Raw genomic sequence first — 22510 nt, forward strand, 5'->3', positions numbered from 1 at the left:
GACGCGGGTGCCCGACCGGGCGCCATTCAGCACCACGGACACGGTCATCGCGGCCACTCCCGCCTCTCGGGCAACGTCTTTTAATGTCGGTGCGTTGGTACGTCTCATGAGATAATATCTGCCGTCACCCTTTATTCATCAGTATCAGCAAGTTCCTACGATGCCAATCCGCAAAGATAAGCAACCGCATGCAATTCCATTCTAACGCATCCACCAATTAAAAACAACGTCTCCGGGTCCGAGCCAGTCGCGAAACGTATCGTAAGCTGTCTGGACGGTTTCTAATCTCAACCGCTACGGTTCACCGCTGGGCGCATCGCCACGGTGTCAATAGTCGTAGCGCCAAACATCCCTATTCGGCCGGCATTCCAGACGCCAGCCGAATAGGGATGGGACAAATCACTGCTTGCCGCCCTGCTGGGCCGCCTGCTGGGCTTGCTGCTGGGCCGCCTGCTGGGCTTGCTGCTGATTTGCCATGCCTTGGGCGCGCATCTTTGCCGCCATGTCCGCGGCGGCCCCGGGAGGTGGAGGCGTTCCAAGCACGTCTTTGCGCTGCTGCGCTAGGTCATCCGTGCTCGGCCCACTCTTGCTGGAGCAGCCGCCAGCGAAAACGACCAAAGCAATCCCTGCTGCAAGGGAGACGATCCGAAAACTACTATTCATCTTCAATTCCTGTAACCGAAAGGCGGGCTTTCCCGCCTTTCGGATCTGTCGTGTGATTACGGGCGTGTGGCGTCCCACATGTTCGACAGCGCATGCCCGTTGGAGTCCCAGCCCGTCGGTGGCTGCGGGTTGGTCTGAATGGGGCGCATGGCCTTGACATGACCATCGACGAATAAATAGTTCGAGATGGTATTGCCAACGTGGTGAGTTGAATTGGACTCATTGGTCCCTTTCGGGTATGCCGCTGTTGGATTGCTGCTCTGGCCCGGAGTTCCGTTATACCAGTCGGCAACGAACACGCCATTTCCACCGAATGCGGTCGTGTTGCCGATGGTGTTCCCAGTTATCTTCAGGAGGTCGGAGTTGTATTGTTCCGCGATCATAATGGTGTCCGCAGGACGGTTCATACGCGCTAGGGTAGGCGTACGGCCATTCGCGTAGTTCCAGCTGGTAATGCCAAAAACGCCCTGAAGCGCCGACTGCCAGCCATTTTCCAAGGTATACCCGACAGTGGCATTGGCGCCGTAGGAGGAGGCGATGCCAATGCTCCAGCCTGGGGATGGGGACACTACTTGTCCAGCGCCCGGATCGTCAGGGCAGGCGAAGACGCCGTTGGCCTTGATGTAGGGAACAATCGCACCCTGCCAGTGGTTTACCAGGCCGGAATTCCACTGGTTGCCGTTGGTGTCGTCAATGGCAAAGGGGAATGCCTCGTCATAGTCCTGGACATACTGCATGACGCCAAGGCCGATCTGCTTCATGTTGGAGGCGCAAGAGATCTGGCGCGCTTTTTCACGAGCCTGTGCGAAGACCGGGAAGAGAATTGCGGCGAGAATTGCAATGATAGCAATAACAACGAGCAGCTCGATCAGTGTGAAGCCTTTGAGCTTGCTGCGAGAAATGAATGATGATCGGTTCATGGTATTTACCTTCTCCTACGAACGTAGCTCCGAAAAAACCGGATCCGGATGATGAATTTCCGGGAACGTGAAATCATTCTAACACCGAATTATCAGCGAGTCAAGTGGTTTTGGAAATAAATTACCGTTAATTCAAAAATAAAATTATCGATAATTCATGTAAAAATACCCTTGCTTTTGCCGCAGACCAATAGTATAATGGTCCCACTATGAAGTTCACCGATGGAAACTGGATGACACGCGAAGGGGTCCGGACTTATCACCCGGCGCAGGCGTACGATATCGACACGACGGATACGTCCGTCACGGCTTACGCTCCGGCTCATAAGATCCGCCACCGAGGCGATACGCTCACAGGGCCTCTCATCACCGTGCGGCTTTCTTCGCCGATTGCCGACGTGATTCAAGTGCGACTAACGCACTACAGCGGCGAGTGTGAAGACGCTCTGCGCTTTCCCATCACCCTGGACGAAGGCGCGCAGGCGGCAGCGCGGAGCGACGATCAGTACGCCTCCCTCACCAGCGGCGCCTTGACGGCGCGGATCAATCGCACGGACTGGGCGCTCGACTTCCTCGCGGAGGATGGGCGGGTCATCACCAGCAGCGGAAATAAAGGCATTGGACTGGCGGAGGTCGAAGGCGAAGGCGCATACATCCACGAGCAGCTTTCGCTGGGCGTCGGCGAGTGCGTGTACGGTCTGGGCGAGCGGTTCACCTCGTTTGTCAAGAACGGGCAGGTCGTGGAAACCTGGAATAAGGACGGCGGCGCGGGCAGCGATCAGGCGTATAAGAACGTGCCGTTCTACATCACCAATCGCGGTTACGGCGTCTTCGTCAACCAGCCCGAAAACGTCTCGTTTGAGATCGGTTCCGAGAAAGTTGCGCGCGTTCAATTCAGCGTTCCCGGCCAGTCGCTGGAGTATTTCGTGATCTACGGCCCCAGCCCTAAGGAGATCCTGGAGAAGTATACCGCGCTGACGGGCCGCCCGGCGCTCCCGCCGGCGTGGTCGTTTGGGCTGTGGCTGACGACCTCCTTCACCACGAGCTACGACGAAGCGACCGTCACCAGTTTTATCCAGGGCATGGCCGACCGCGACATCCCCCTGCACGTCTTCCACTTCGACTGCTTCTGGATGCGCGAGTTCCACTGGTGCGACTTTGCGTGGGACACTCGCGTCTTCCCCGATCCCGCCGGGATGCTCGCGCGTCTCAAAGAACGCGGCCTGAAAATCTGCGTCTGGATCAACCCGTATATCGCCCAGCGCTCCCCGCTCTTCGCCGAAGGCAAGGCGGGCGGCTATCTGCTGAAGCGCGCGGACGGTTCGGTCTGGCAGACCGACCAGTGGCAGCCGGGCATGGCGGTCGTCGATTTCACGAACCCGGACGCCTGCCGCTGGTTCCAGGACAAGCTGCGCGCGCTGCTGAACCAGGGTGTTGATTGCTTCAAGACCGACTTCGGCGAACGCATCCCGACCGATGTCGTTTATCATGACGGCTCCGATCCGTCGGCAATGCATAACTATTACGCTTATCTCTACAACAAAACCGTCTTTGACTTACTGCGCGAGGAGCGCGGCGAGGGCGAGGCGGTCCTGTTCGCTCGCTCCGCCACGGCCGGCTGCCAGCAGTTCCCGGTCCACTGGGGCGGCGACTGCGCCTCCGATTTCGAAGCCATGGCCGCCAGCCTGCGCGGCGGCCTCTCACTCTGCCTGTCGGGCTTCGGCTTCTGGAGCCACGACATCGGCGGCTTCGAGGGAACTCCGCCCGCCGAAATCTACAAGCGATGGGTCGCCTTCGGCTTGCTTTCGCCGCACAGCCGCCTGCACGGCAGCTCGTCTTACCGGGTCCCGTGGGTCTATGACGACGAAGCCGTGGACGTCCTTCGATTCTTCACCAAGCTCAAGTGCCGCCTGATGCCTTATCTCTTTAGCGCCGCCATCGAAGCGCATGAGACAGGCGTCCCCATGATGCGCGCCATGATGCTGGAGTTCCCGGACGATCCGGGCTGCGAGTATCTCGACCGCCAATATCTGCTCGGCGGCTCTCTGCTGATCGCCCCCGTCTTCTCTCAGGACGGCGCGGTGAGCTATTATTTGCCCGAAGGCCGCTGGAGCGAATATCTGACCGGCCGTACGATCGATGGGCCACGGTGGATCCGCGAAGAACACAGCTTCCTGAGCCTACCGCTCTTCGTCCGTCCAAACTCCATCATTCCCGTCGGGGCGGATGACGAGCGTCCAGACTACGACTTCGCTTCCGGCGTGGAGTTCCAGGTCTACGAATTGTCCGAGGGAGCAAATGTCCGTGTGTCCGTTCCCACCCTCACGGGAGAGACGGGCGCGACGCTCACGGTCACAAAGAGCGGCCGCAAGATCACGGCGTCGATAGACGGCGCCGCCCAGAACTGGCGGCTGCGGCTGATGGGGATTACAAACATCGAGACCGTAGACGGCGGTTCGTTCGAAACCGGCGAGCGCGGCGCGCTGGCGCTGCCGGCGGCGGGCGAGAACTCGCTCGTCGTGACGATTTAGTTTAAGCGGCGATCAAAACAACACCATGAGATACTTTCCATTCGGCAGAGCCGCCTTCAGTATCCTGATGCTGGCCGTGGCGTCGGGCGCGTGGCTATCCCTGCAGCCCGCGCCCAAACATCACGCCACGCTCACATACTGGACGTATGCGAACACGCACTATAACTCGTACAAAAAGGTGATCCCGGAGTTCGAGCGCCAGAACCCCGGCGTCACCGTCGATCTGGAGCTGGTGTCGCTGAACGCTCTATCTTCCCGCATGCAGGCGGCGATGCTTGCGGACTTAGACGTACCGGATATTTTCGAAATGGAGATTGGGCAGTCGGGGACGCTCTTTCGGGGGCCTACCAAGGATATCGGCCTCGTCGATCTCGGTCCTCGTATCCATGCGCCCGGACCAGACGGCGCGCCGCCGCTCTGGGATCGGATGGTGCATGCGCGATTTTCGCCATACACGAACCGGGGCCATATCTATGGTCTCCCGCATGATGTCCACGCCGTGCAGCTCGCTTATCGCCGGGACATCTTCGAGAAGGCCGGCGTGGATGTGTCTCAGATCAAAACCTGGGATGACTTCGTCAAAGTCGGCCGCAAGATGACCATCCCGAACAAGCGCTATATGATGGAGATGTCCGACAGCGACGCCACCGTGCTGGAGCCGCTGCTGTTCCAGCGCGGCGGCGGATACTTCGACGAAAACGGCCGCGTGATCATGGACAACGAGATCGCGGTGCAGACGATGTGCTGGTACGTCCCGCTCGTCGCCGGGCCGCACAAGATCGCCAGCAACGTCGGCTACTTCGGGCAGGTGCAGACCAAGGCCGTGGAAGACGGCTATATGCTCTGCTACATCTGCCCCGACTGGCGCTCCAAAACCTTCGAAAACGATGTCTCGCATATGAAGGGCAAGATGGGGCTTATGCCCGTACCGCTGGCCGCGCCCAACGGCCCCCAAACCACCACCTGGGGCGGCACCATGGTGGGACTCACCAAACATAACAACCATCAGGATCTCGCCTGGAAGCTGGCGATGTTCCTGCTTCTCGACAAGACGCAAGTCGCCGAGCGATACCGCGCGACAAACATCCTGCCGCCGGTCAAAGATCTCTGGGCAGATCCGGCCTTCCATGAGCGCAGCGCCTACTGGAGCAATGAGAAGACCGGCGAATCCTACATCCGTCTCGCTCCCGAAGTCCCGCCGCACTATAGCAGCCCGGTGATTCAGACGGCGACGGACAAGTTCAGCCAGGCGCTGATCGACTGCGTCCACTACTACAATGTCCACGGTTATGTTGACCACGGCGACGCCCAGTTCGAAAGCTATGTTCGCTCACGACTGAAGCTGCGCGCCGATCAGGTCCGCGCCATGGCCGGAAGGAATCCCTATTGAGCAATATTCTCGCAGGCCGTCCCGCGGCGCAGGCGGCTTCGGGAAGCGGGCCGCGTCCCGGGCGGCGGCCTCTCTCCGATAAGGCCACGCCGTATTTGTTTGTCTCGCCGTTTATGATCCTGTTCGCCGTGTTTGGCGTCTGGCCGATCATACGCAGCTTGATCCTGGCCTTTTACGCCACGAATGGGCCGAAGAGCCAGGTGTTCGTGGGCCTGAAGAACTTTGAGTTCCTGTTCGCCGATCCAGACTTCCATACCGCCGTCTGGAACACGCTTGTCTTCGCCTTCTGGTCGGTCGTGCTGCAGATTCCATTTGCGCTGGGGCTGGCGATCCTGCTCAACCAGCGCTGGCTGCCCGGCCGCACCTTCCTGCGTTTGGCGTTCTTCTCACCCAACTTGCTGGGACAGGTGTTTGTTGGCGTGCTGTTCTCGGTCCTGCTGGCGCCCCAGTACGGTCTGCTCAACAAAGCGCTGCACGCCCTCATCGGCCTGCCGCTGGACACCAAATGGCTCTCAAACCCGGCGCTGGTGATGCCGGCGATCGTACTGACATCGCTGTGGCTTTATGTCGGCTTCAATATGATCTACTTTCTGGCGGCGCTTCAGGCGGTGGATAAGGAACTTTATGAGGCCGCGATGATCGACGGAGCCGGACCGTGGCGGCAGTTCCTGGCGGTGACGCTGCCCGGCATCCGCCCGGTGGCGACCTTCGTGCTTGTGACCACCACGATCGGTTCGTTCCAGCTGTTTGAACTGCCTTACACCATGCTGAGCAACTCGGCCGGGCCCAACAATGCCGGTCTTACAGTCGTCATGTATCTTTATAATAATGGTTTTGTGACGGGGGATCTGGGATACGCCTCAGCAGTGGGCTGGACGCTCGCAATCGGAGTGCTGCTGATCAGTCTGGTCCAGATGCGTGTGACGGGCGTCTGGAAGGGGGAGGCGAAATGAATTCTCAATCCGTACAGCTAGGGCGAACGGCGATCATCATCCTGATGGTGACGGCTGCTCTGATCGTGCTCACCCCGTTGGTCTGGCTGGTGGCGGCGACGCTGAAAAGTTCGGACGACATGTTTCACTACACGTTCTTCCCGCCGCTCAGCCGTTTCACGCTTTCGCAGTATCACGATCTTTTTACGAAGTCCCCATTCGCGCGATATCTGGTCAACAGCGTATTTGTCACCAGTGTCTCGGTGATGGCGCAGCTGTTCTTTTCCTCGCTCGCCGGCTTCGCGCTCGCCAAGTATGAGTTCAAGGGCAAGAATGTCATCGTGGGGATCATGCTCGCCACCCTGCTGCTGCCCGGACAACTGACGATGGCCCCGCAGTACGATCTGCTTTACCACATGAAAATGGTGGACAGTTATGCGGGACTGATCGTGCCCGGAGCGGTGAGCGTCTTCGGAATATTTCTGTTTCGTCAGTCGATCCAGCAGATTCCGGACGAGCTTCTGCAGGCGGCGCGCATTGATGGCTGCTCGGAGTTTCAGATCTACTGGGACATCGTGATGCCGGTTTCACGCCCGATGATCGGTGCGTTCTGCCTGATCAGTTTCATGGGGGCCTGGAACAGCTTCCTGTGGCCCCAGATCATCCTGCACCACGCAGAATTGTTCACGCTGCCGATCGGACTCAATCAGCTGGTAAGTCTCTACCAGACTCAGTACGGCATGCTGATGGCCGGCACGCTGCTGGGCGTGCTGCCGGTGGTGCTGCTCTTTGTACTGCTCCAGAAGGAGTTTGTCGCGGGGCTGACGGCGGGCGCAGTCAAGGGGTAAGCGCGCGTGTCGAAGTCCGCGCCACGATTTCCGCCGTGACGGTGATCCGACACTCGTCCACCGGCGCGCCTTCGATCATCGCCACCAGGCGCTCCACCGCCAGTTCGCCCATGTCCCGAAATGGCTGACGGATCGTCGTCAGGCCGCCAAACATCGATTGGGCGTCCGGGGTGTCGTTGACGCCGGTGATGGAGATATCATCCGGAATCCGCAGGCCGGCGAGCTCGAACTGTCTGCCGGTCGCGGCGGCCCAGGTATCGTCGCCCGCAATCACGGCGGTGGGACGCTCGTCCAGCAGCAGCCACTCTGACGCCGCCTGCTGGGAGAACTCATCCGCTGCGAGGCCAATCTTTTCCAAGTCCGGATCACAGGGAAGCCCCGCCTCACGCATGCCCTGACGATACCCATCGCGGCGGTCAACAAAATTCGAGTCGTGCACGGAGCCAATATAGCCAATGCGCGTATGGCCCTGCGCGGCCAGCATTCCCACCATCTGCGCGACCGCGCCGACGTTGTCGACATTCACATACCCGACGCCCTCCGGCACGTGGCGCGTCAGCAGCGCAACTACCGGCAGGCCGGCTTCGGCCACACGCTCCAGCGTTGGATTATGCAGGGGCGGCGCCACCCAGATCAAGCCATCGATGTGCCCATCCAGATATTCCAGCGCTGAGTGCCGGTCGGCGGTCTGGGTCCATCCAGTATAAAGCAGAAGGTTGTGGCCGGCGGCGTCGCCGGCCTTGCTGATCCCCGCCAAAAGATGGGGTGTCAGAGCCACGCCGATGTTCTGATCCAGGCTGCTCAGGCCGAAGATAAAGACGCCCAGGATGCGCGTGCGCTGCTTGCGGATCGCGCGGACCAGAGCGCTCGGCGTAAAGTGGAGTTCGTCCATGGCCGCCTGAATACGCACGCGCGTCTCGGCGCTCATCCGCCCCTTATCATTCAAATAATTCGAAACCGTGGCGCGCGACACAGCGGCGCGCACGGCGACATCGCCGATCGTTGAACGCCGCTTGCCGCCCGTGGCCGCCTTCTCGCTTCCTTCCAAAATCATCCGTCTCCGATGCGTCTCCATATACTTCTTCAGCCTTCGGCGCGGACAGCTCCCGCACTCAACATTAATACCTAGCTCACGGAATTAATATACCACCTGGAGTTCACAAGACGCTCTCCGTAAACGAACGGCAATGAAAGCAAGAAGCGTTTTTTGCGCTTAAGTTTGTTCAATTTTTCACGAATCCCGGGAACAATCCATTTATCACGCGAGTTGGAATAAAATGGGGTAGTGAAACGTCCGAAACGATCGACACGAAGGAGCCATGTCCGATGCTGTCCACCGCCGGGAAACCACCGAACTTACGCAAGGCCAGGAAACGGGATGCGATCGCGGACGCAATCGCGCGGCGCGCCGATGAAATCGAGCGCGATCCGAAGCGAGAGCGGCAGGCGATGCTGCGCTTTCTGGCCTATCTCAAACCATCCGCGCACTTTTTCGTGATCGCCTCGCTCTGCGGCGTCACGATTTATCTGGTCCCCAATCTCATTCCGACGACGGTCGGGTATGTCCTCGACCATATTCTGGGCAATGGCGGCGCCGGCGCGGCGTCCGCCGCGAAAAGCAACGTCCTGTTCCGCGCGCTCGATTGGTACCTCGCCCACACGGTCGGAATGGGCGCCTCGAAGGCCGCGCGTATCCAAACTCTGCTGGGATCGCTGCTCGTCTTCCTGCCGTTTTGGGGCGTACTTGTTTTCTTCCGCGCCTACTTCGCCGGGATCGGCGGCCAGCGCGTCATCTTCAAGCTGCGCAACGACCTTTACGAGCATATCCAATCACTGTCGCTGTCGTACTTCCAGCGCGAGCGCTCGGGCAGCATCGTTTCGCGCCTGACCAGCGACGTCGCGCTCGCACAAAACTTTATCGGTAACGCCTGCACCAACCTCTGGATGGACTCGCTCTCTATCATCATCCTGGGGGGATTTTTGCTGACCCTGGACCGCAAGCTGGCGCTCACGGCCTTTGCCGTGCTGCCGCTGTGGATCATAAGCGTGCGATTATTCGGCCAGCAGATCCGTAAGGCGTCCCACGCCGTTCAGGAGGGCCTGTCGGAGATGTCCGGGCAGGTGCAGGAGAAGATGAGCGGCGTCACCGTCGTTCAGGCCTTCGCGCAGGAAAAGCGCGAAGTGCGCCTCTTCCATCGGCTGCACCGCTCTCTGCTCACCCGCCAGGTCACGGCGGTGCGCCTCGCCTCGTTCAATATGGCGATGTCGAACCTTTTGACGACGATCGCCCCGGTCATCGTCGTCTGGGTTGGCGCCTTGGAAGTCCTGCACGGGAAGCTCACGCCCGGCACGCTGTTGATGTTCTGGGCCTTTTTAGGAACGTTCTACGGGCCGCTCCAGCGCATCACGGACCTTGCGGCGGTTATTTCCAACGCCAGCGCCGCGATTGAGCGGATCTTCCAGATCTTCGATATCTGCCCGGAGGTCAAGGAGAAGGAAAACGCGATCACCCTGCCCCGGATTCAGGGCAAGGTCGAATTCGATCACGTCTGGTTCGGATACGATGAGAATCCCATTCTCAAAGATATCAGCCTGACGATTGAACCCGGCGAAGTCGTCGCCTTCGTCGGCCCATCCGGCGCGGGCAAATCGACTCTGATCCAGTTAGTCCCCCGTCTTTACGATGTCACCAAAGGCGCGATCCGCGTGGACGGCCGCGATATCCGGGACTTCAAGAAGAGCTGGTTCCGCTCATTCATCGGCATGGTGCTCCAGGACAATATTCTCTTTACGGGAAGCATCCGGGATAATATTCTGTATGGCCGCCCCGACGCCGACGACGACGCGATCGTCGAAGCCGCCATCGCCGGCAACGCGCACGACTTCATCGAAAACCAAACCGACGGCTACGATACGGAGATCGGCGAGCGCGGGACCAAGCTTTCCGGCGGACAGAAGCAGCGCATCGCCATCACCCGCGCCTTCTTACGCGACCCGCGCATCTTGATCCTCGACGAAGCCACCTCCGCCCTCGACAGCGAGAGCGAGCAGCTGATCCAAACGGCGCTGAACCGCCTAATGGTCGGACGCACGACCCTGATCATCGCGCACCGCCTCTCGACGATATTGCATGCAGATTCTATCATCGTCATGGATCAAGGCAGAATCGTCGAGCAAGGCAAGCACGCCGATCTGCTGGCGCAAGGCGGATTGTACTACAATCTCTACAAAGCACAATTCGAGAACGCCCTCAGCGCTCACGACGCCGCTAAAGACTTTCTGAAGGAAGAAGCGGATGCCAGCGATCCTTATGCCGAACATGCACGCTAATTTGCTTGTCCAGTAACGTGACGGCGCCGATGGTTTTGCCCATCGGCGCCGTCATTTGATTTGTGGCGTCCACAAAGGCTAATAAATATTATGGTATTATAATATTATAAATCTATCAGATATCAAAGGAATTGTAATGGAAGTCGAGACATTGGAAAGGGCGAGCGCACTATTCGCCGCTCTTGGACACCCGACGCGACTGCGGATCGCTGAGTTTCTTTGCGAAGGACCGAAGTCCGTAAATGAGGTTGCCGCTGCTCTGGATCTCGCGCAATCGGGTACTTCTCAGCACCTTGCGATTTTAGCCCGCGCGGGTGTCGTTAAGGTCGAAGCGCATCGCTCCTCTCGCATCTACTCCGTGCGCGGGCCACGCATCGGAAAAATCCTTGTCCTGATCGAAGAGTTCTGCTCCGTGCATAATTTGAAAGGCGCGACAGACATCGAGGAGGATGGCTCCGAGAGGTTCACGGCGCCGGAGACAGTGACACAATGACCGACATGGACCTTGGCGAAATAGAATCGATATCCGCTCCGCAGCTCTCCGCATCCGACGATCTCGACACATCTTTTTCCTGGTATACAGAGCATGCTGCATTGTTCATCAGCACCATCAAATGGGCGTTGCTCGGAGCCATCGCAGGGCTATGCGTGGGGCTTGGGACAAAGCTCTTCCTTACGGCGCTCGGATGGGCGACGTTTCATGCCCACCTGCTGGATGCGGGTGCATTCCACTACTACTTCGTTCTGCCGCTGGCGCTCCCGCTTTGCGTATGGCTGATCCGCACTTTTGCTCCATCGGCGAAAGGACACGGCACGGAAGCGGTGATTACCGCCGTTCATACCCGAAGCGGGAGAATCGACTTGAGCGTGGCCCCCGTAAAGCTGCTGGGAACCGTGCTGACGCTGGCGTTTGGCGGTTCGGTGGGCAAGGAAGGGCCATGCGCACAGATCGGTGCGGCGATCACGAGCGGGTTCGCCGATCTGCTGCGACTCTCGGACGCTGATCGACGAAGGCTGGTCATCTGCGGCATCGGGGCTGGTTTCGCGGCGGTTTTCGGTACTCCCGTTTCGGGAGCGCTGTTCGGAATCGAGGTTCTTTATCTTGGGCGCATCGAATATCCCGTGCTGTTTCCATGTCTTATCGCCGGCATTATGGCCCACCTTGTCTGCGGCGTCGCTCCGCCTATCCCCATGCAGCATCAGGATTTGGGGCGCCTCAGCCCTGCCGTCCTTGTGCTGCTTTCGCTCTTGTTCGGCGTCATCTTTGGCTTGACCGCCCGCGTCATGATCGGCGTGCTGCGCCGTACGGATAGCGCGCTGCGCCGCTTTCGCGATTATCCCTACGCCGTGGCCGCCATGGGCGGCGTGATGCTGGCGCTGATGTACCGTGTGTTCGGAGAACAGTATGCGGGACTGGGCACAGGCGTGATCGACGACGCGATGAACGGAACGGCTCATCTCGCGCTGGCGGCGTTCGCCATCAAAATCGTGACCACCACGATCACGCTCGAAACGGGCGGCAGCGGGGGGATTGTCACCCCACTCTTCTTTATCGGCTCGTCACTGGGCGCCGCACTCGCCGCGCATCTGGGACTGCCCGTGGGCGTCTTCGCCGCGTTTGGGTTCGTGGCTGTACTTGCTGCGGCGACCAACACGCCGATCGCAGCGTCGGTCATGGGGATCGAACTGCTTCCTGCGCCACTCGGCGTGTACGCCGCTCTGTGCGCCTGCACGGCCTACTTGATCGTAGGACATCGCAGTGTATACGCCAGCCAGCGCATCGGATTCTCCAAAAGCGCGGGATTGGAAGTTCCGCTGGGCGGCCGCATCGGCGACGTCTCTCGCAAGCATCTGCGTGTTCGTCCTGGGACGCTCGCAGCTCGGTTCCACAATTATTCGACGGCTCGGAGCAAGAAGACCAAACGCCGCACGTCACCACCACAAGGTAAGTGAAGCACAATAGCATGGCTCAGACTAACCCCCTCCGCTTCACCAACACACAACTTACTTGGTTTCCGGGGCGAAGAACGCCGCAATTTTCTGGATCGCTTCGGCGCGCACGCAGGCGTAGACGACGCGGCCACGTTTTTGCGTTTCGATCAACCCCGCATCACGCAGAACGTTGAGGTGGTGCGTGAGGGTGCTGGGCGCACACGGCACTTTGCACTTCACGTCGCACACAGCCACTCCGCCTTCGGTACCGCCATCACACATCCCCGTGCCGATGTCATAGCCTGCCGAGCCGCCACAGCCTCGGATACACTGGAATACTTCCAATCGCGTGGGATCCGCCAGCGCCTTTAAGATCAAGATGATTTCTTCCATCACACACCCATTCTGATTTTGTTCTGGTCGCGATCGCGAAATCGTACGAGGCGAAGCCCATTCATGACGACGAGCAGGCTGCCGCCCATATCGGCGAACACCGCCATCCAGAGCGTCGCCTCCCCAAACATCGCCAGTGTGAGAAAGATTATCTTGATCCCCAGGGCGATCGCGATATTCTGAACCAGGATGGCGTGCGTTTGTCGGCTCAGTCGCAGGAAGAAGGGAAGCTTGCGGAGATCATCCCGCATCAGCGCGACATCCGCCGTTTCCAGGGCCGTATCCGTTCCTGCGGCGCCCATCGCCATGCCGATGGTGGCCTGGGCGAGCGCGGGCGCATCGTTGATCCCATCGCCCACCATTCCCACGGAGCCGTATTTCTGGATTAACTCGCGGATGGCCGATTGCTTGTCTTCGGGAAGCATCCCCCCCCGCGCATCGGTGATACCCACGGCGCGCGCGATGGCGGCGGCGGTGGTCTGATTGTCGCCTGTCAGAAGGATCGTGGTCACTCCCAGAGACCGTAATTGCCGCACCGCCTCCGCGCTGGTATCGCGCAGTGTGTCGGCCACTCCAAAAACCGCCAGCGCTTTGCCGTCGACAAAGAGCGCCACGGCGGTCTTGCCGTCGCGCTCCATCCGTTCCAGCGCCTCCATCACGAATGGGTCGCGAACGCCATTTGCTTCCGCGAGACGCTGGTTCCCAAGGTAATACGTTTTTCCCTGGATGTCGCCACGGACGCCACGCCCTGGGAGGGCCTCGAATTCCGTGACGGCGAGCAGTTCTTGCGTGGGAGTATTGTTCGACGATGTCCAGAAGGCGACAATGGCGGCGGCAATGGCGGCGGCAATGGGATGTTCGGAATGAGAGTCCAAACTGGCGGCCAAATGAAGCGCGGCCTTAGGATCGGCGCCATTCAAAGGCGACACATCCGTCACGGTCGGTTTGCCGTGCGTCAGCGTGCCTGTCTTATCCAGCGCCACAGCGCGCAGCAGACGGCCCTGCTCCAAATAAGCGCCCCCTTTGATGAGAACGCCTTGCTTCGCCGCCGCCGCCAGCCCGCTGACGATCGTCACGGGCGTGGAAATCACCAGCGCGCAGGGACAGGCGATCACCAGAAGCACCAGTGCGCGATAAAGCCAGACGGAAAACGATGCGTGCCAGATCAAAGTAGGAGCGATCGCGACTAGAAGCGCCAGCACGACCACGCCTGGCGTATAAAAGCGCGCGAAACGCTCCACGTAACTTTGGGTCGGGGCGCGCTCGCCTTGCGCTTCCTGCACCGCACGCACGATCCGATCCAGCGTGGTGTTTCCACGGTTGGCGGTGATGCGAAAAACGAACGATCCGCGCTCATTCACCGAACCCGCGAAGACGCCGTCGCCGACGCGCTTTTCCACGGGAACGCTTTCGCCGGTGATCGGCGCCTGGTTAACGCTGGAGTATCCTTCGGTGACGTCCCCATCCAGAGGGATCCGTTCGCCAGGGCGCACGCGCGCCAATTGGCCGACGCGCGCGAGGCTTGCTTCCACTTCCGACCACCGCCCCGCCTCGTCCTGGATAGTCACCGTTTCGGGAGCAAGCTCCATCAGAGAGCGGATCGCGCCTCGGGCGCGATCCAGCGATTGCGCCTCGATTCTTTCCGCCAGAGCAAAGAGAAATGTGACCATGGCGGCCTCGGGCCATTGTCCAATCGCCATGGCGCCCAGAATAGCGACGGTCATCAGGAAGTTGATGTTTAACGTAAAGGTCCGCACCGACGCCCATCCCTTGCGCAGCGTCTCCCGTCCGCCAAGCAAAAGCGAAAGCACGGCGACGCCAATCACCCACGGCGAACGCTCCGCATTTCCCGCCCAGACCATCGCTTCGGCTCCCAGAGCCAGCAAGCCCGACAGCCCAAGCAGCAGCCGCTCCCGTCCTTCCGACGGATTGGCTTCTGGATGTGTGTGCGAAACTCCCTCGGCGCGCGGCGTCGCCCCCATGCCGATGGCGTTTAACGCCGTAACAATGCTCTGTTCATCGTCGATCGTGTGGGAGACAGTGAGCTCTCTCTCGATCAAATTGAATTTGAGCTGCTCCACGCCCTTCATCGGCGTCAGGCGGTTTCGAATAATCTGCTCTTCAGTAGGGCAGCACAGATTGTCGATATAGTATCGAGATTGCTTCAAAGTATTTACCTTAGCGTGGAACGACGCGAAACATTCGATGGCGATGGAAGTATTATGCCTCCGTGAGCTTCCCTTGTCAATATTTACAATCAAAGGGTTGACAGTTCATCGCTTCTCAGTTATAATCAGTTCGACAATACTAGAAATGTTAATATTATGTCGATCACACTGCAAATGAACCAGTTAGACATCACCGCGATGTTCAAGGCGCTCGGCGACCCGACCCGCCTGCGCATTTTTGAGTTCCTTCGCGCCTGCGGCGCTCCCGTGGCGGTGGAGGAATCCGGAGACGTGCGCCCGCTCGTCGGGCCGACCGTGGGGGATATCTGCTGCCATGTCACGGGCAATGAGCGCGTGACGTCTTCCATTAGCTTCCATTTGAAAGAGCTTCGCCTCGCGGGGCTGATCGCGATGGAGCGACGCGGCAAGAACATGATCTGCAGCGTCAATCCAGAAGCCATCAACCTGCTGGCCCAGTACTTTGGGACGACGCCCAGCGTGGGCAATTCCGACTGCTGCTGATGGAGACGATCCCAGCAGCTTCAAAATGCGCTTCGCGCAAAAACAGTTCGATATTTCGTGTAATGTATCCGAAAGAAGAAATACTATGACTGATATTATCACATTGACGGATCGAGAAGACGTTCGTGAGATCGTTCGCCAGAAGTACGGCGAGGCGGCGCTGACGGTGCTGAACGGCCAGGGCGCGGCGTGCTGCGGCGGAAACGCTGGCGGCGGCGCGTCAGACTCTTGCTGCGGCGGCGAGGCGATTACCGGCAATCTGTACGACCGGACCGAAGCGGGCCAGATCCCGGAGGCCGCACTGCTGGCGTCGCTGGGCTGCGGGAATCCAACGGCCCTTGCGCAGCTGGCCGAAGGCGAAATCGTGCTGGATCTTGGCAGCGGCGGCGGGATCGATGTTCTGCTGTCCGCGCGGCGTGTTGGGCCAAGCGGCTTTGCCTACGGCCTCGATATGACCGACGAGATGCTGACGCTGGCCGAAAAGAACAAGGCCGAAGCCGGCGCGAAGAACGTGGCGTTCATGAAGGGTCACATCGAAAGCATTCCCCTCCCCGATTCCAGCGTTCATGTGATTATCTCCAACTGCGTGATCAACCTTTCGGCCGACAAAGATCAGGTGCTCCGGGAAGCGTTCCGGGTGCTGAAGCCCGGCGGACGCTTTGCCGTGTCTGATGTTGTGGTTGAGGGCGACCTGCCCGACGCCGTGCGCGGCGACATGGAATCCTACGTCGGCTGCGTCGCCGGCGCGCTGGAAGTCAATGATTATCTGACGCGGCTGAAAGCCGCAGGGTTTGTGGACGCGAGCATTGAGCCGACACGCCGCTATTTGTTTAGCGATCTGGAAGGAACGGCGTGCAGCGCCGAGAACATCGCCGCCCTCCCCGCAGAGCAAAAGGCAGCGCTGGACGGCAAGGTGATGGGCGCGTTCATCCGCGCATCGAAACCCGACACGTCTTCGTGCTGCGGCCCAAGCTGCTGCTCCGGCGATTAACGAAGAAACTCCAGAGGAAGCCAAAGCCACGGAATGGTCAAATATCGTATGGGAAACCGCTATGCGGCGGAATTTATCGGAACGTTTGGGATCGTCTTCGCTCCGGTCGCGCTGTCCGCGTCCGGACACGCCCCGGGAGGCGACGCGAGCCTGGCGGCGGCGGCGTGGGTCTCGGGGCTTGTGGTGCTGGCGATGATCTACGCGCTCGGCCATATCTCGGCGGCGCATTTCAACCCCGCCGTAACCCTGGCGTTCGCCTCGGCGGGGCGGTTTCCCTGGCGATACGTCGCCCCCTATTTGCTCGCGGAGTTCGGGGGAGGGATCGCGGCGGCGGCGCTGGCGGCGCTGCTCTTTGGCCCAGGCCACGGCGTCCACGTTCCAGCAGTGGGATCATCGCTGCGGGCGTTGGGAATAGAAGCCGTGCTCACCTTCTTCCTGATGCTGGTCATCATCGCCGTCGCCACGGATAAGCGAGCTAACGGCGCCGTGCCGGGCCTAGCAATCGGCCTGACCGTAGTGTTCGATGTCTGGATCGGCGGACCGCTGACAGGCGGGTCAATGAACCCAGCGCGCTCCCTCGGCCCGGCGCTCTTTTCCCATGGACCAGCTCTCGCGCACTATTGGGTTTACATCGTCGGCCCCGTCGTTGGAGCTCTGATCGCCGCACGGCTCTACGAAGCCGTGCGCGGGGGCGAGCAGCATGCACAGAACGCCCCCAACGACCTGTACGCCGCGCTGGCCGAGATCAAAGAGCAGGACGACATAGACTCGGGATACACAGCTAAGCACACGATCATTGGCGAATAAGGGACAAAGCTATGGCAAAACGATTGGCGATATTTTCGGACATTCACGCAAATCTCCCCGCGATGGAGGTCGTTGCCGAGCACATCCGAAACGGCGATTACGACGGCGTCTATTGCCTCGGTGATATCGGCGGCTATGCGGCGCAGCCCAACGAGGTTCAGGATTTGATTCAATCCATGGGCTGCCCGACGATCATGGGGAATTACGACGAGGGAGTCGGCTTCGAGAACGAGACTTGCGGCTGCAACTACGTCAAACCGTTCGATATCAAAATGAGCGACGTGTCATTCTTCTGGACCCGTGAGCACACGAGCAACGAGCATAAAACCTGGCTTCGCGAACTGCCGCGACAGATTCGTCTCAAAGTGGAAGATTTGGACGTGCTGCTCTGTCACGGCTCTCCGTCCTCGACGACGGAGTATCTTTTCGAGACCCGTTCAGATTCCTATTTGAGCAAGTTCACCGTTGGGGGGCGCGACGACGCGCAAGCCAACGTAATCGTCTTTGGCCACACCCATGTCCCGTTCCACCGCGAGCTCAGCGGCGTCCATTTCGTCAATACCGGCAGCGTCGGTCGTCCGAAAGATGGAGATCCACGCGCGGGCTACTGCGTTCTGACCGTTGACGGCGATCAAGTGAGTGTCGAGCAGATCCGCCTGAAGTACAACGTGGAATTGGCGTGCTCCCATTTGATCGCGGCGGGCCTGCCTCAGTACTTCGCGGATTATCTCCGCGCAGCGGGAAATGTTACGCCGCCCGACGAAGCCTGACAGTTCCTCACAAGATCAAATAATGACAAGAGATCGATACAAACACAACAGGCAATCGTGGAATAATACCTCGTAACGGTAACAGATTTTCTTCTTGGCGAACGCAGCGAGGAGACGCAAATGCACTTCTTACGACGCTCGTCTGCTGGAGAAAAAAGAACGCCAAACCGATAATTTAGAGAGAAGACACACGACAAACAAATCTTGGCGAATGGCTCCCAAGGTCCAAATCAGTATTGAGAATTTCGCCCGCTCACCGGGCGTATGCTTGCAGGTCATGAAAACAATCGCAGAGAACGCCGGCGCGGTTATCCCGCCCTTCCGGCCATTTTATCGGGTGCGCAGAAAGAGGCGCCCGCATATGGATCAAGCAGCGCGCGCAGCAGCCATCGTCGCCTCCTCCAGCGTCGCCATCATCAGCTGCGATCTCCAGCGCGGCATCGCCAGCTGGAACGCGGCGGCGGAACAGCTCTACGGCTATAGCGCCCAGGAGATGATCGGCCGCTCGCACGACATTCTGATCCCACCGGGCTCCGACGAACTCCATGGCGATCTGGCGAGCGAGGTCATCGCGCGTGGAGGCATTGAAGCTCTAGAAGTGGAGCGCGTGCGCAAAAACGGCGAACGCTTCTACGTCTCACTGAGCCTGTCCGTTATTTATGACGACGACGGAAAGCCTACCGGGATTTGCGCGGTCTGCCGTGACATCACCGAAAAAAGGCGCGCCAAGGAAGCGCTCGCGGAAAGCGAGGAGCGTCTGAAAAGTCTCAGCGACGCCTCGTTTGAAGGGATCGCCGTCAGCCGAAAGGGGCTGATCGTGGACGCCAACGCCGCGTTTGTCACCCTCTTCGGTTATGACAGCCTGCAGGAAATTATCGGCAAAAGCGCAGGCGACTTCGCCGCCCCCGAGTCTCGAGCTCTCATCGCGCAAAAAAACGGAAATGGTGAAGAAGGCGCCTATGAGGCGCTCTGTCAGCGTAAGGACGGCTCGACATTCTGCGCCGAGCTGCGTGGACGCCAGATCCCATGGCGCGGCGAATTGGCCCGTGTGACTGCGGTTCAGGACATCACCATCCGCAAGGAAACCGAGAATGCGCTGCGACGGAGCGAGGCCAAGCTGATCGAGGCGCAGCGCGTCGCGAAAATGGGGAGCTGGGATTATGATCTTGTGACCGGCGATATTACGTGGTCCGGCGAAATGTTCCGTCTGATGGGCATCGATCCGGCGCAGGGAGAACCGGATTACCCGGGCATGCTCGCACATTACCACCCAGAAGACGCCATCAAGCTGGACGCGCTGTCGACCCAGGCGATCGAGCAGGGAATTGTGTTCGCCGTCGATCTCCGGCTGGCGTCCGCGCAAGGCCCTCTGGAATGGCGTCACGTCGCTGGCGCCGCCATCGCGGATCCAGACGGAAAGACCGTTCGGCTGACGGGCACGGTGACGGATGTCACCGAGCGGATGCTCTCGGAGGAGCGCTCCCGCGTGCTGTTCGAGAACTCCTGCGACGGCCATTTGTTCTGGGACAAATCGGGGCTGATCGACTGCAACGAGGCTGCGGTTACAATGTTCCGCTGCACGGACAAGGCGGAAATGCTTTCTTCTCATCCTGCGCTGATGTCCCCCGAATTCCAGCCAGACGGACGCCGCTCATCGGAGAAACGGATCGAGATCGATAAAGTCGCCTGGGCAAGCAAGCGCCATCGCTTCGAGTGGACACACAAGCGAAGAAATGGCGAAGAGTTTCCCGTGGAAGTGACGCTGACCCCGGTCACCTTGCGTGAGCGCCCCGTGATGCTGGTGAACTGGCATGAGCTGACCGAACGAAAACGCGCCGAGCAGCAAATCAAGGACTACGCCATCGTGCTTGAGTACCAGAAGGCGCAGCTGGAAGAAGCAAACGTCGCTCTCTCACTGCTGGCGACGACGGACGGTTTGACCGGGCTGAAGAACCATCGCGCCTTCCAGGAGCGCCTGTCTCTGGAAATGGATCTGGCGGTGCGCCATCATCAGCCGCTCTCGGTTGTCATGCTCGATGTGGACCATTTTAAGCAGTTCAACGACACCTTCGGTCATCCGGAAGGCGACGAAGTCCTGCGGCAGTCCGCAAAGCTCCTGCTGACGAATGTTCGTGAGACCGATATGGTGGCGCGTTACGGCGGAGAAGAGTTCGTTATGCTTCTCCCGCAGACCGACGCCGCCGGAGCAGTCTGCATCGCCGAGCGCGTACGTCAGGCGTTTCAGCAGGCCGCATGGAGCAAGCGGTTGGTGACGGTCAGTGTTGGCGTCGCTTCCCTCAGTGAAAAAAGCCGTGTGGAGTGCAATCTGATCGATCAGGCTGACAAGGCTCTGTATCGATCCAAATCGGGCGGAAGAAATCGTGTGACGAATTACTCAGAATAAGTTTGCCTTATCGCGGGCAAATACAAAACAAGCCTTCATAGCATTAAAATTTGCTTTTGGCGCAAAGATTTCCCTTGCAAGCCAGTCTTCGGTTATAATACTTTCAAACCGAGTATCGCATGATACGACGGCGTGTTTGAAACCGTGGGGCACAACGACGTGGTAATGAAGATCTTCCCTATCGACGAGCGGATCGGACTGGAAGCGTCTCTGGATTATCTGGAGACGATTCTGACGCATGATTCGGCCGGATTTGTGTTTCTCGACACGGACCTCCGTTATGTCCGCGTCAATCGCCGGCTCAGCGAAATCAACGGCCTAGCGATGGAGACATACGTAGGGCGTCACGTCTCCACCGCCGTGCACCCCGATCAATGGCCGGAGCGCAAAACGATCCTGGAGCGTGCTCTCGCGGGAGAGGCGACGCTCGATGAGCGACGCTCCCCCATCACTGCCCCAATAACAGATGCTCAGCGGCACGTCCTTGTTTCATATTATCCCGTGACCAGCTCCCAGGGCGTGATCGGCGTCGCGGTTGTCGTCCGCGACATCACCGAACAAGTCGCGGCGGAGACAAAAACCGGGCATCTCGCGCTCGCGTTCGAAAACACTTCCGATTGCCTCCTCATTACCAATCTCGATGGCGTCATCCTTCAGGTCAACGACGCCTTTGTCGCCCTGACCGGATACCCACGCGAGGAGATCATCGGCAATTCGGCCAATGTCCTGCATCAGCCGGTGAGCAGCGGCCCACTGATCGCCGATATTCTCGACGGTCTCCAGCACAATGGACGCTGGTGGGGCGACATTCCTCTGGTCCACAAGAACGGCTCCACTCTTTACACGGAAACCAGTATCACCGCGCTGCTGGATCAAGACGGTGCTTTGATCGGCGCGATCAACGCCTGCCGGGATGTCACCAGCCGGATTCACAGCGCGCAGGTTTTACGTGAGACCCAGATGCGCAAGGACGCGATCCTGGACGCCGCTCTCGACGCCGTGATCACGATCGATGAAGAGGAGCGCGTGCTGGAATGGAACCCCGCCGCCGAAAAGACATTCGGCTATTCCCGCTCGGAAGCGCTGGGAGAACTCCTTTCCAGCTTGATTATTCCAGAGTATCTGCGCGACGCGCACGCACGCGGGATTGCGCACTATCTCAAGACCGGCGAAGGGCCTGCTCTGTTCAAACGCATTGAGGTCCCGGCTCTGCGCCGGGACGGCAGCGAGTTCGCCGCCGAGCTGACCGCCCTCCCAATCGATTTGCCTGGGCGCTCTCTCTTCACGGCGTTTGTACGCGACATCTCGGAGCGCAAGCAGGCAGAGGCGGCGCTGGAGGCGGCCGTCGAACGCCAGCATACCCTTCTGCGCGATGTACTGGTCAGCGTCACCGAAGGAAAGCTGTGCCTGCTCGGCGGCGAAGAGCAGCTTCCCGTCATGATCGAAACCGTCGGCGATCCGATCGCGCTGACCGTCACTGAGGGATTGCGCGAGCTGCGCGCCGCCACCATGGATGCGGCGCGGCAGGCCGGCTTCGTTTCCGAACGACAATACGACTTAATGACGGCGGCGAGCGAGGCGGGGATGAACGCAATCGTCCACGGCGGAGGAGGAACGGCCCAGATAGGACTCGGCGCGGACGGCGCGGTGCAGGTACGCGTGACGGATCAGGGAACAGGGATCGCGCTTGAGAATCTTCCACAGGCCACCCTTGCGCGAGGATTCAGCACGAAAGCGACCCTCGGGCATGGCCTCAAAATGATGCTGGAGACGATCGATCGTCTCTCTCTTCTGACCGGTCCCGGCGGCACCGTGATCGCCCTGGAACAGTATGCTGAGCGTCCCCTGCCCAGCTGGCTCACTCTGTAAGCTCCTCCACGACGCAATTCCTCTTTCCTGCCGGAGAACA

At 59.6% G+C, this 22510-nt stretch carries 19 protein-coding genes; 13 read left to right on the plus strand and 6 right to left on the minus strand.

All coding sequences use genetic code 11. The annotated features are described in order from the left end of the window. From ABIZ35_RS22590 to ABIZ35_RS22600, 3 genes are all read right to left on the minus strand, one after another. A partial coding sequence (locus tag ABIZ35_RS22590) for a LacI family DNA-binding transcriptional regulator (protein ID WP_348220113.1) occupies positions 1-108 on the minus strand: 108 nt, incomplete at its 3' end. Positions 109-399: 291 nt separating this feature from the next. Further along, complete coding sequence (locus tag ABIZ35_RS22595) at positions 400-663, minus strand: hypothetical protein (RefSeq protein ID WP_348222192.1); 264 nt, start codon at positions 661-663, stop codon at positions 400-402. Positions 664-719: 56 nt separating this feature from the next. Further along, a complete protein-coding gene (locus tag ABIZ35_RS22600) occupies positions 720-1583 on the minus strand; it encodes a DUF1559 domain-containing protein (protein ID WP_348222193.1) in 864 nt (287 codons plus the stop codon). A gap of 209 nt (positions 1584-1792) precedes the next feature. Here ABIZ35_RS22600 and yicI point away from each other — a divergent pair, with 209 nt between their 5' ends. The 4 genes from yicI to ABIZ35_RS22620 are packed head-to-tail and all read left to right on the plus strand — an operon-like array spanning position 1793 to position 7284. Further along, positions 1793-4114: an alpha-xylosidase gene (gene yicI / locus ABIZ35_RS22605; protein WP_348222194.1), complete on the plus strand. Its 2322-nt coding sequence runs from the start codon at positions 1793-1795 to the stop codon at positions 4112-4114. 25 nt (positions 4115-4139) lie between these two features. Continuing rightward, positions 4140-5504: an extracellular solute-binding protein gene (locus ABIZ35_RS22610; protein WP_348222195.1), complete on the plus strand. Its 1365-nt coding sequence runs from the start codon at positions 4140-4142 to the stop codon at positions 5502-5504. Further along, a complete protein-coding gene (locus ABIZ35_RS22615) occupies positions 5501-6457 on the plus strand; it encodes a sugar ABC transporter permease (RefSeq protein WP_348222196.1) in 957 nt (318 codons plus the stop codon). The genes ABIZ35_RS22610 and ABIZ35_RS22615 overlap by 4 nt, the downstream gene beginning before the upstream one ends. Then, positions 6454-7284, plus strand: a complete 831-nt coding sequence (locus tag ABIZ35_RS22620; RefSeq protein WP_348222197.1) for a carbohydrate ABC transporter permease — start codon at positions 6454-6456, stop codon at positions 7282-7284. The genes ABIZ35_RS22615 and ABIZ35_RS22620 overlap by 4 nt, the downstream gene beginning before the upstream one ends. On the opposite strand, the gene ABIZ35_RS22625 is transcribed toward ABIZ35_RS22620, so the two are convergent. Then, a complete protein-coding gene (locus ABIZ35_RS22625) occupies positions 7274-8338 on the minus strand; it encodes a LacI family DNA-binding transcriptional regulator (protein ID WP_348222198.1) in 1065 nt (354 codons plus the stop codon). The two genes, ABIZ35_RS22620 and ABIZ35_RS22625, sit on opposite strands and share 11 nt — an antisense overlap. A 272-nt stretch (positions 8339-8610) precedes the next feature. On the opposite strand from ABIZ35_RS22625, the gene ABIZ35_RS22630 reads away from it, so the two are divergent. The 3 genes from ABIZ35_RS22630 (at position 8611) to ABIZ35_RS22640 (ending at position 12567) form a co-directional block, all read left to right on the plus strand. After that, a complete protein-coding gene (locus tag ABIZ35_RS22630; protein WP_348222199.1) occupies positions 8611-10614 on the plus strand; it encodes an ABC transporter ATP-binding protein in 2004 nt (667 codons plus the stop codon). Between the two features lie 136 nt (positions 10615-10750). Further along, entirely contained in the window at positions 10751-11107 is a 357-nt protein-coding gene (locus ABIZ35_RS22635) for a metalloregulator ArsR/SmtB family transcription factor (RefSeq protein ID WP_348222200.1), read from the plus strand. Further along, entirely contained in the window at positions 11104-12567 is a 1464-nt protein-coding gene (locus ABIZ35_RS22640) for a chloride channel protein (RefSeq protein WP_348222201.1), read from the plus strand. The genes ABIZ35_RS22635 and ABIZ35_RS22640 overlap by 4 nt, the downstream gene beginning before the upstream one ends. 51 nt (positions 12568-12618) lie before the next feature. Here ABIZ35_RS22640 and ABIZ35_RS22645 read toward each other — a convergent pair whose 3' ends face one another. Next, entirely contained in the window at positions 12619-12939 is a 321-nt protein-coding gene (locus ABIZ35_RS22645; RefSeq protein ID WP_348222202.1) for a metalloregulator ArsR/SmtB family transcription factor, read from the minus strand. Further along, the gene (locus ABIZ35_RS22650; protein WP_348222203.1) at positions 12939-15107 is read right to left on the minus strand and encodes a heavy metal translocating P-type ATPase; all 2169 of its coding nucleotides are present in this window, start codon (positions 15105-15107) and stop codon (positions 12939-12941) included. Before ABIZ35_RS22650 ends, ABIZ35_RS22645 begins: the two co-directional genes overlap by 1 nt. 156 nt (positions 15108-15263) lie before the next feature. Here ABIZ35_RS22650 and ABIZ35_RS22655 point away from each other — a divergent pair, with 156 nt between their 5' ends. From ABIZ35_RS22655 to ABIZ35_RS22680, 6 genes are all read left to right on the plus strand, one after another. Further along, entirely contained in the window at positions 15264-15629 is a 366-nt protein-coding gene (locus ABIZ35_RS22655) for a metalloregulator ArsR/SmtB family transcription factor (protein WP_348222204.1), read from the plus strand. Between the two features lie 85 nt (positions 15630-15714). Continuing rightward, a complete protein-coding gene (gene arsM / locus ABIZ35_RS22660) occupies positions 15715-16620 on the plus strand; it encodes an arsenite methyltransferase (protein WP_348222205.1) in 906 nt (301 codons plus the stop codon). A 33-nt stretch (positions 16621-16653) separates the two neighbouring features. Further along, positions 16654-17427, plus strand: coding sequence for an aquaporin (locus ABIZ35_RS22665; protein WP_348222206.1), 774 nt, complete (start codon positions 16654-16656; stop codon positions 17425-17427). Between the two features lie 11 nt (positions 17428-17438). Then, positions 17439-18197 (plus strand): metallophosphoesterase family protein, encoded by a 759-nt coding sequence (locus ABIZ35_RS22670; protein WP_348222207.1) that lies wholly within the window; start codon positions 17439-17441, stop codon positions 18195-18197. A 361-nt stretch (positions 18198-18558) separates the two neighbouring features. Beyond that, a complete protein-coding gene (locus ABIZ35_RS22675) occupies positions 18559-20601 on the plus strand; it encodes a PAS domain S-box protein (RefSeq protein ID WP_348222208.1) in 2043 nt (680 codons plus the stop codon). Between the two features lie 132 nt (positions 20602-20733). Then, positions 20734-22470: a PAS domain S-box protein gene (locus ABIZ35_RS22680; protein ID WP_348222209.1), complete on the plus strand. Its 1737-nt coding sequence runs from the start codon at positions 20734-20736 to the stop codon at positions 22468-22470. Positions 22471-22510 lie beyond the last annotated feature (40 nt).

This window comes from Capsulimonas sp., assembly GCF_039929585.1.
Lineage (GTDB): Bacteria > Armatimonadota > Armatimonadia > Armatimonadales > Capsulimonadaceae > Capsulimonas.

Excerpts from the sequence above, each read along its gene's own strand:
- ABIZ35_RS22610 (WP_348222195.1), top strand. The coding sequence starts at position 4,140 with ATGAGATACTTTCCATTCGGCAGAGCCGCCTTCAGTATCCTGATGCTG.
- yicI (WP_348222194.1), top strand. The coding sequence starts at position 1,793 with ATGAAGTTCACCGATGGAAACTGGATGACACGCGAAGGGGTCCGGACT.
- ABIZ35_RS22675 (WP_348222208.1), top strand. The coding sequence starts at position 18,559 with ATGGATCAAGCAGCGCGCGCAGCAGCCATCGTCGCCTCCTCCAGCGTC.
- ABIZ35_RS22665 (WP_348222206.1), top strand. The coding sequence starts at position 16,654 with ATGGTCAAATATCGTATGGGAAACCGCTATGCGGCGGAATTTATCGGA.
- ABIZ35_RS22640 (WP_348222201.1), top strand. The coding sequence starts at position 11,104 with ATGACCGACATGGACCTTGGCGAAATAGAATCGATATCCGCTCCGCAG.
- ABIZ35_RS22645 (WP_348222202.1), bottom strand. The coding sequence starts at position 12,939 with ATGGAAGAAATCATCTTGATCTTAAAGGCGCTGGCGGATCCCACGCGA.
- arsM (WP_348222205.1), top strand. The coding sequence starts at position 15,715 with ATGACTGATATTATCACATTGACGGATCGAGAAGACGTTCGTGAGATC.
- ABIZ35_RS22630 (WP_348222199.1), top strand. The coding sequence starts at position 8,611 with ATGCTGTCCACCGCCGGGAAACCACCGAACTTACGCAAGGCCAGGAAA.
- ABIZ35_RS22670 (WP_348222207.1), top strand. The coding sequence starts at position 17,439 with ATGGCAAAACGATTGGCGATATTTTCGGACATTCACGCAAATCTCCCC.
- ABIZ35_RS22655 (WP_348222204.1), top strand. The coding sequence starts at position 15,264 with ATGTCGATCACACTGCAAATGAACCAGTTAGACATCACCGCGATGTTC.
- ABIZ35_RS22600 (WP_348222193.1), bottom strand. The coding sequence starts at position 1,583 with ATGAACCGATCATCATTCATTTCTCGCAGCAAGCTCAAAGGCTTCACA.
- ABIZ35_RS22620 (WP_348222197.1), top strand. The coding sequence starts at position 6,454 with ATGAATTCTCAATCCGTACAGCTAGGGCGAACGGCGATCATCATCCTG.
- ABIZ35_RS22635 (WP_348222200.1), top strand. The coding sequence starts at position 10,751 with ATGGAAGTCGAGACATTGGAAAGGGCGAGCGCACTATTCGCCGCTCTT.
- ABIZ35_RS22595 (WP_348222192.1), bottom strand. The coding sequence starts at position 663 with ATGAATAGTAGTTTTCGGATCGTCTCCCTTGCAGCAGGGATTGCTTTG.
- ABIZ35_RS22625 (WP_348222198.1), bottom strand. The coding sequence starts at position 8,338 with ATGATTTTGGAAGGAAGCGAGAAGGCGGCCACGGGCGGCAAGCGGCGT.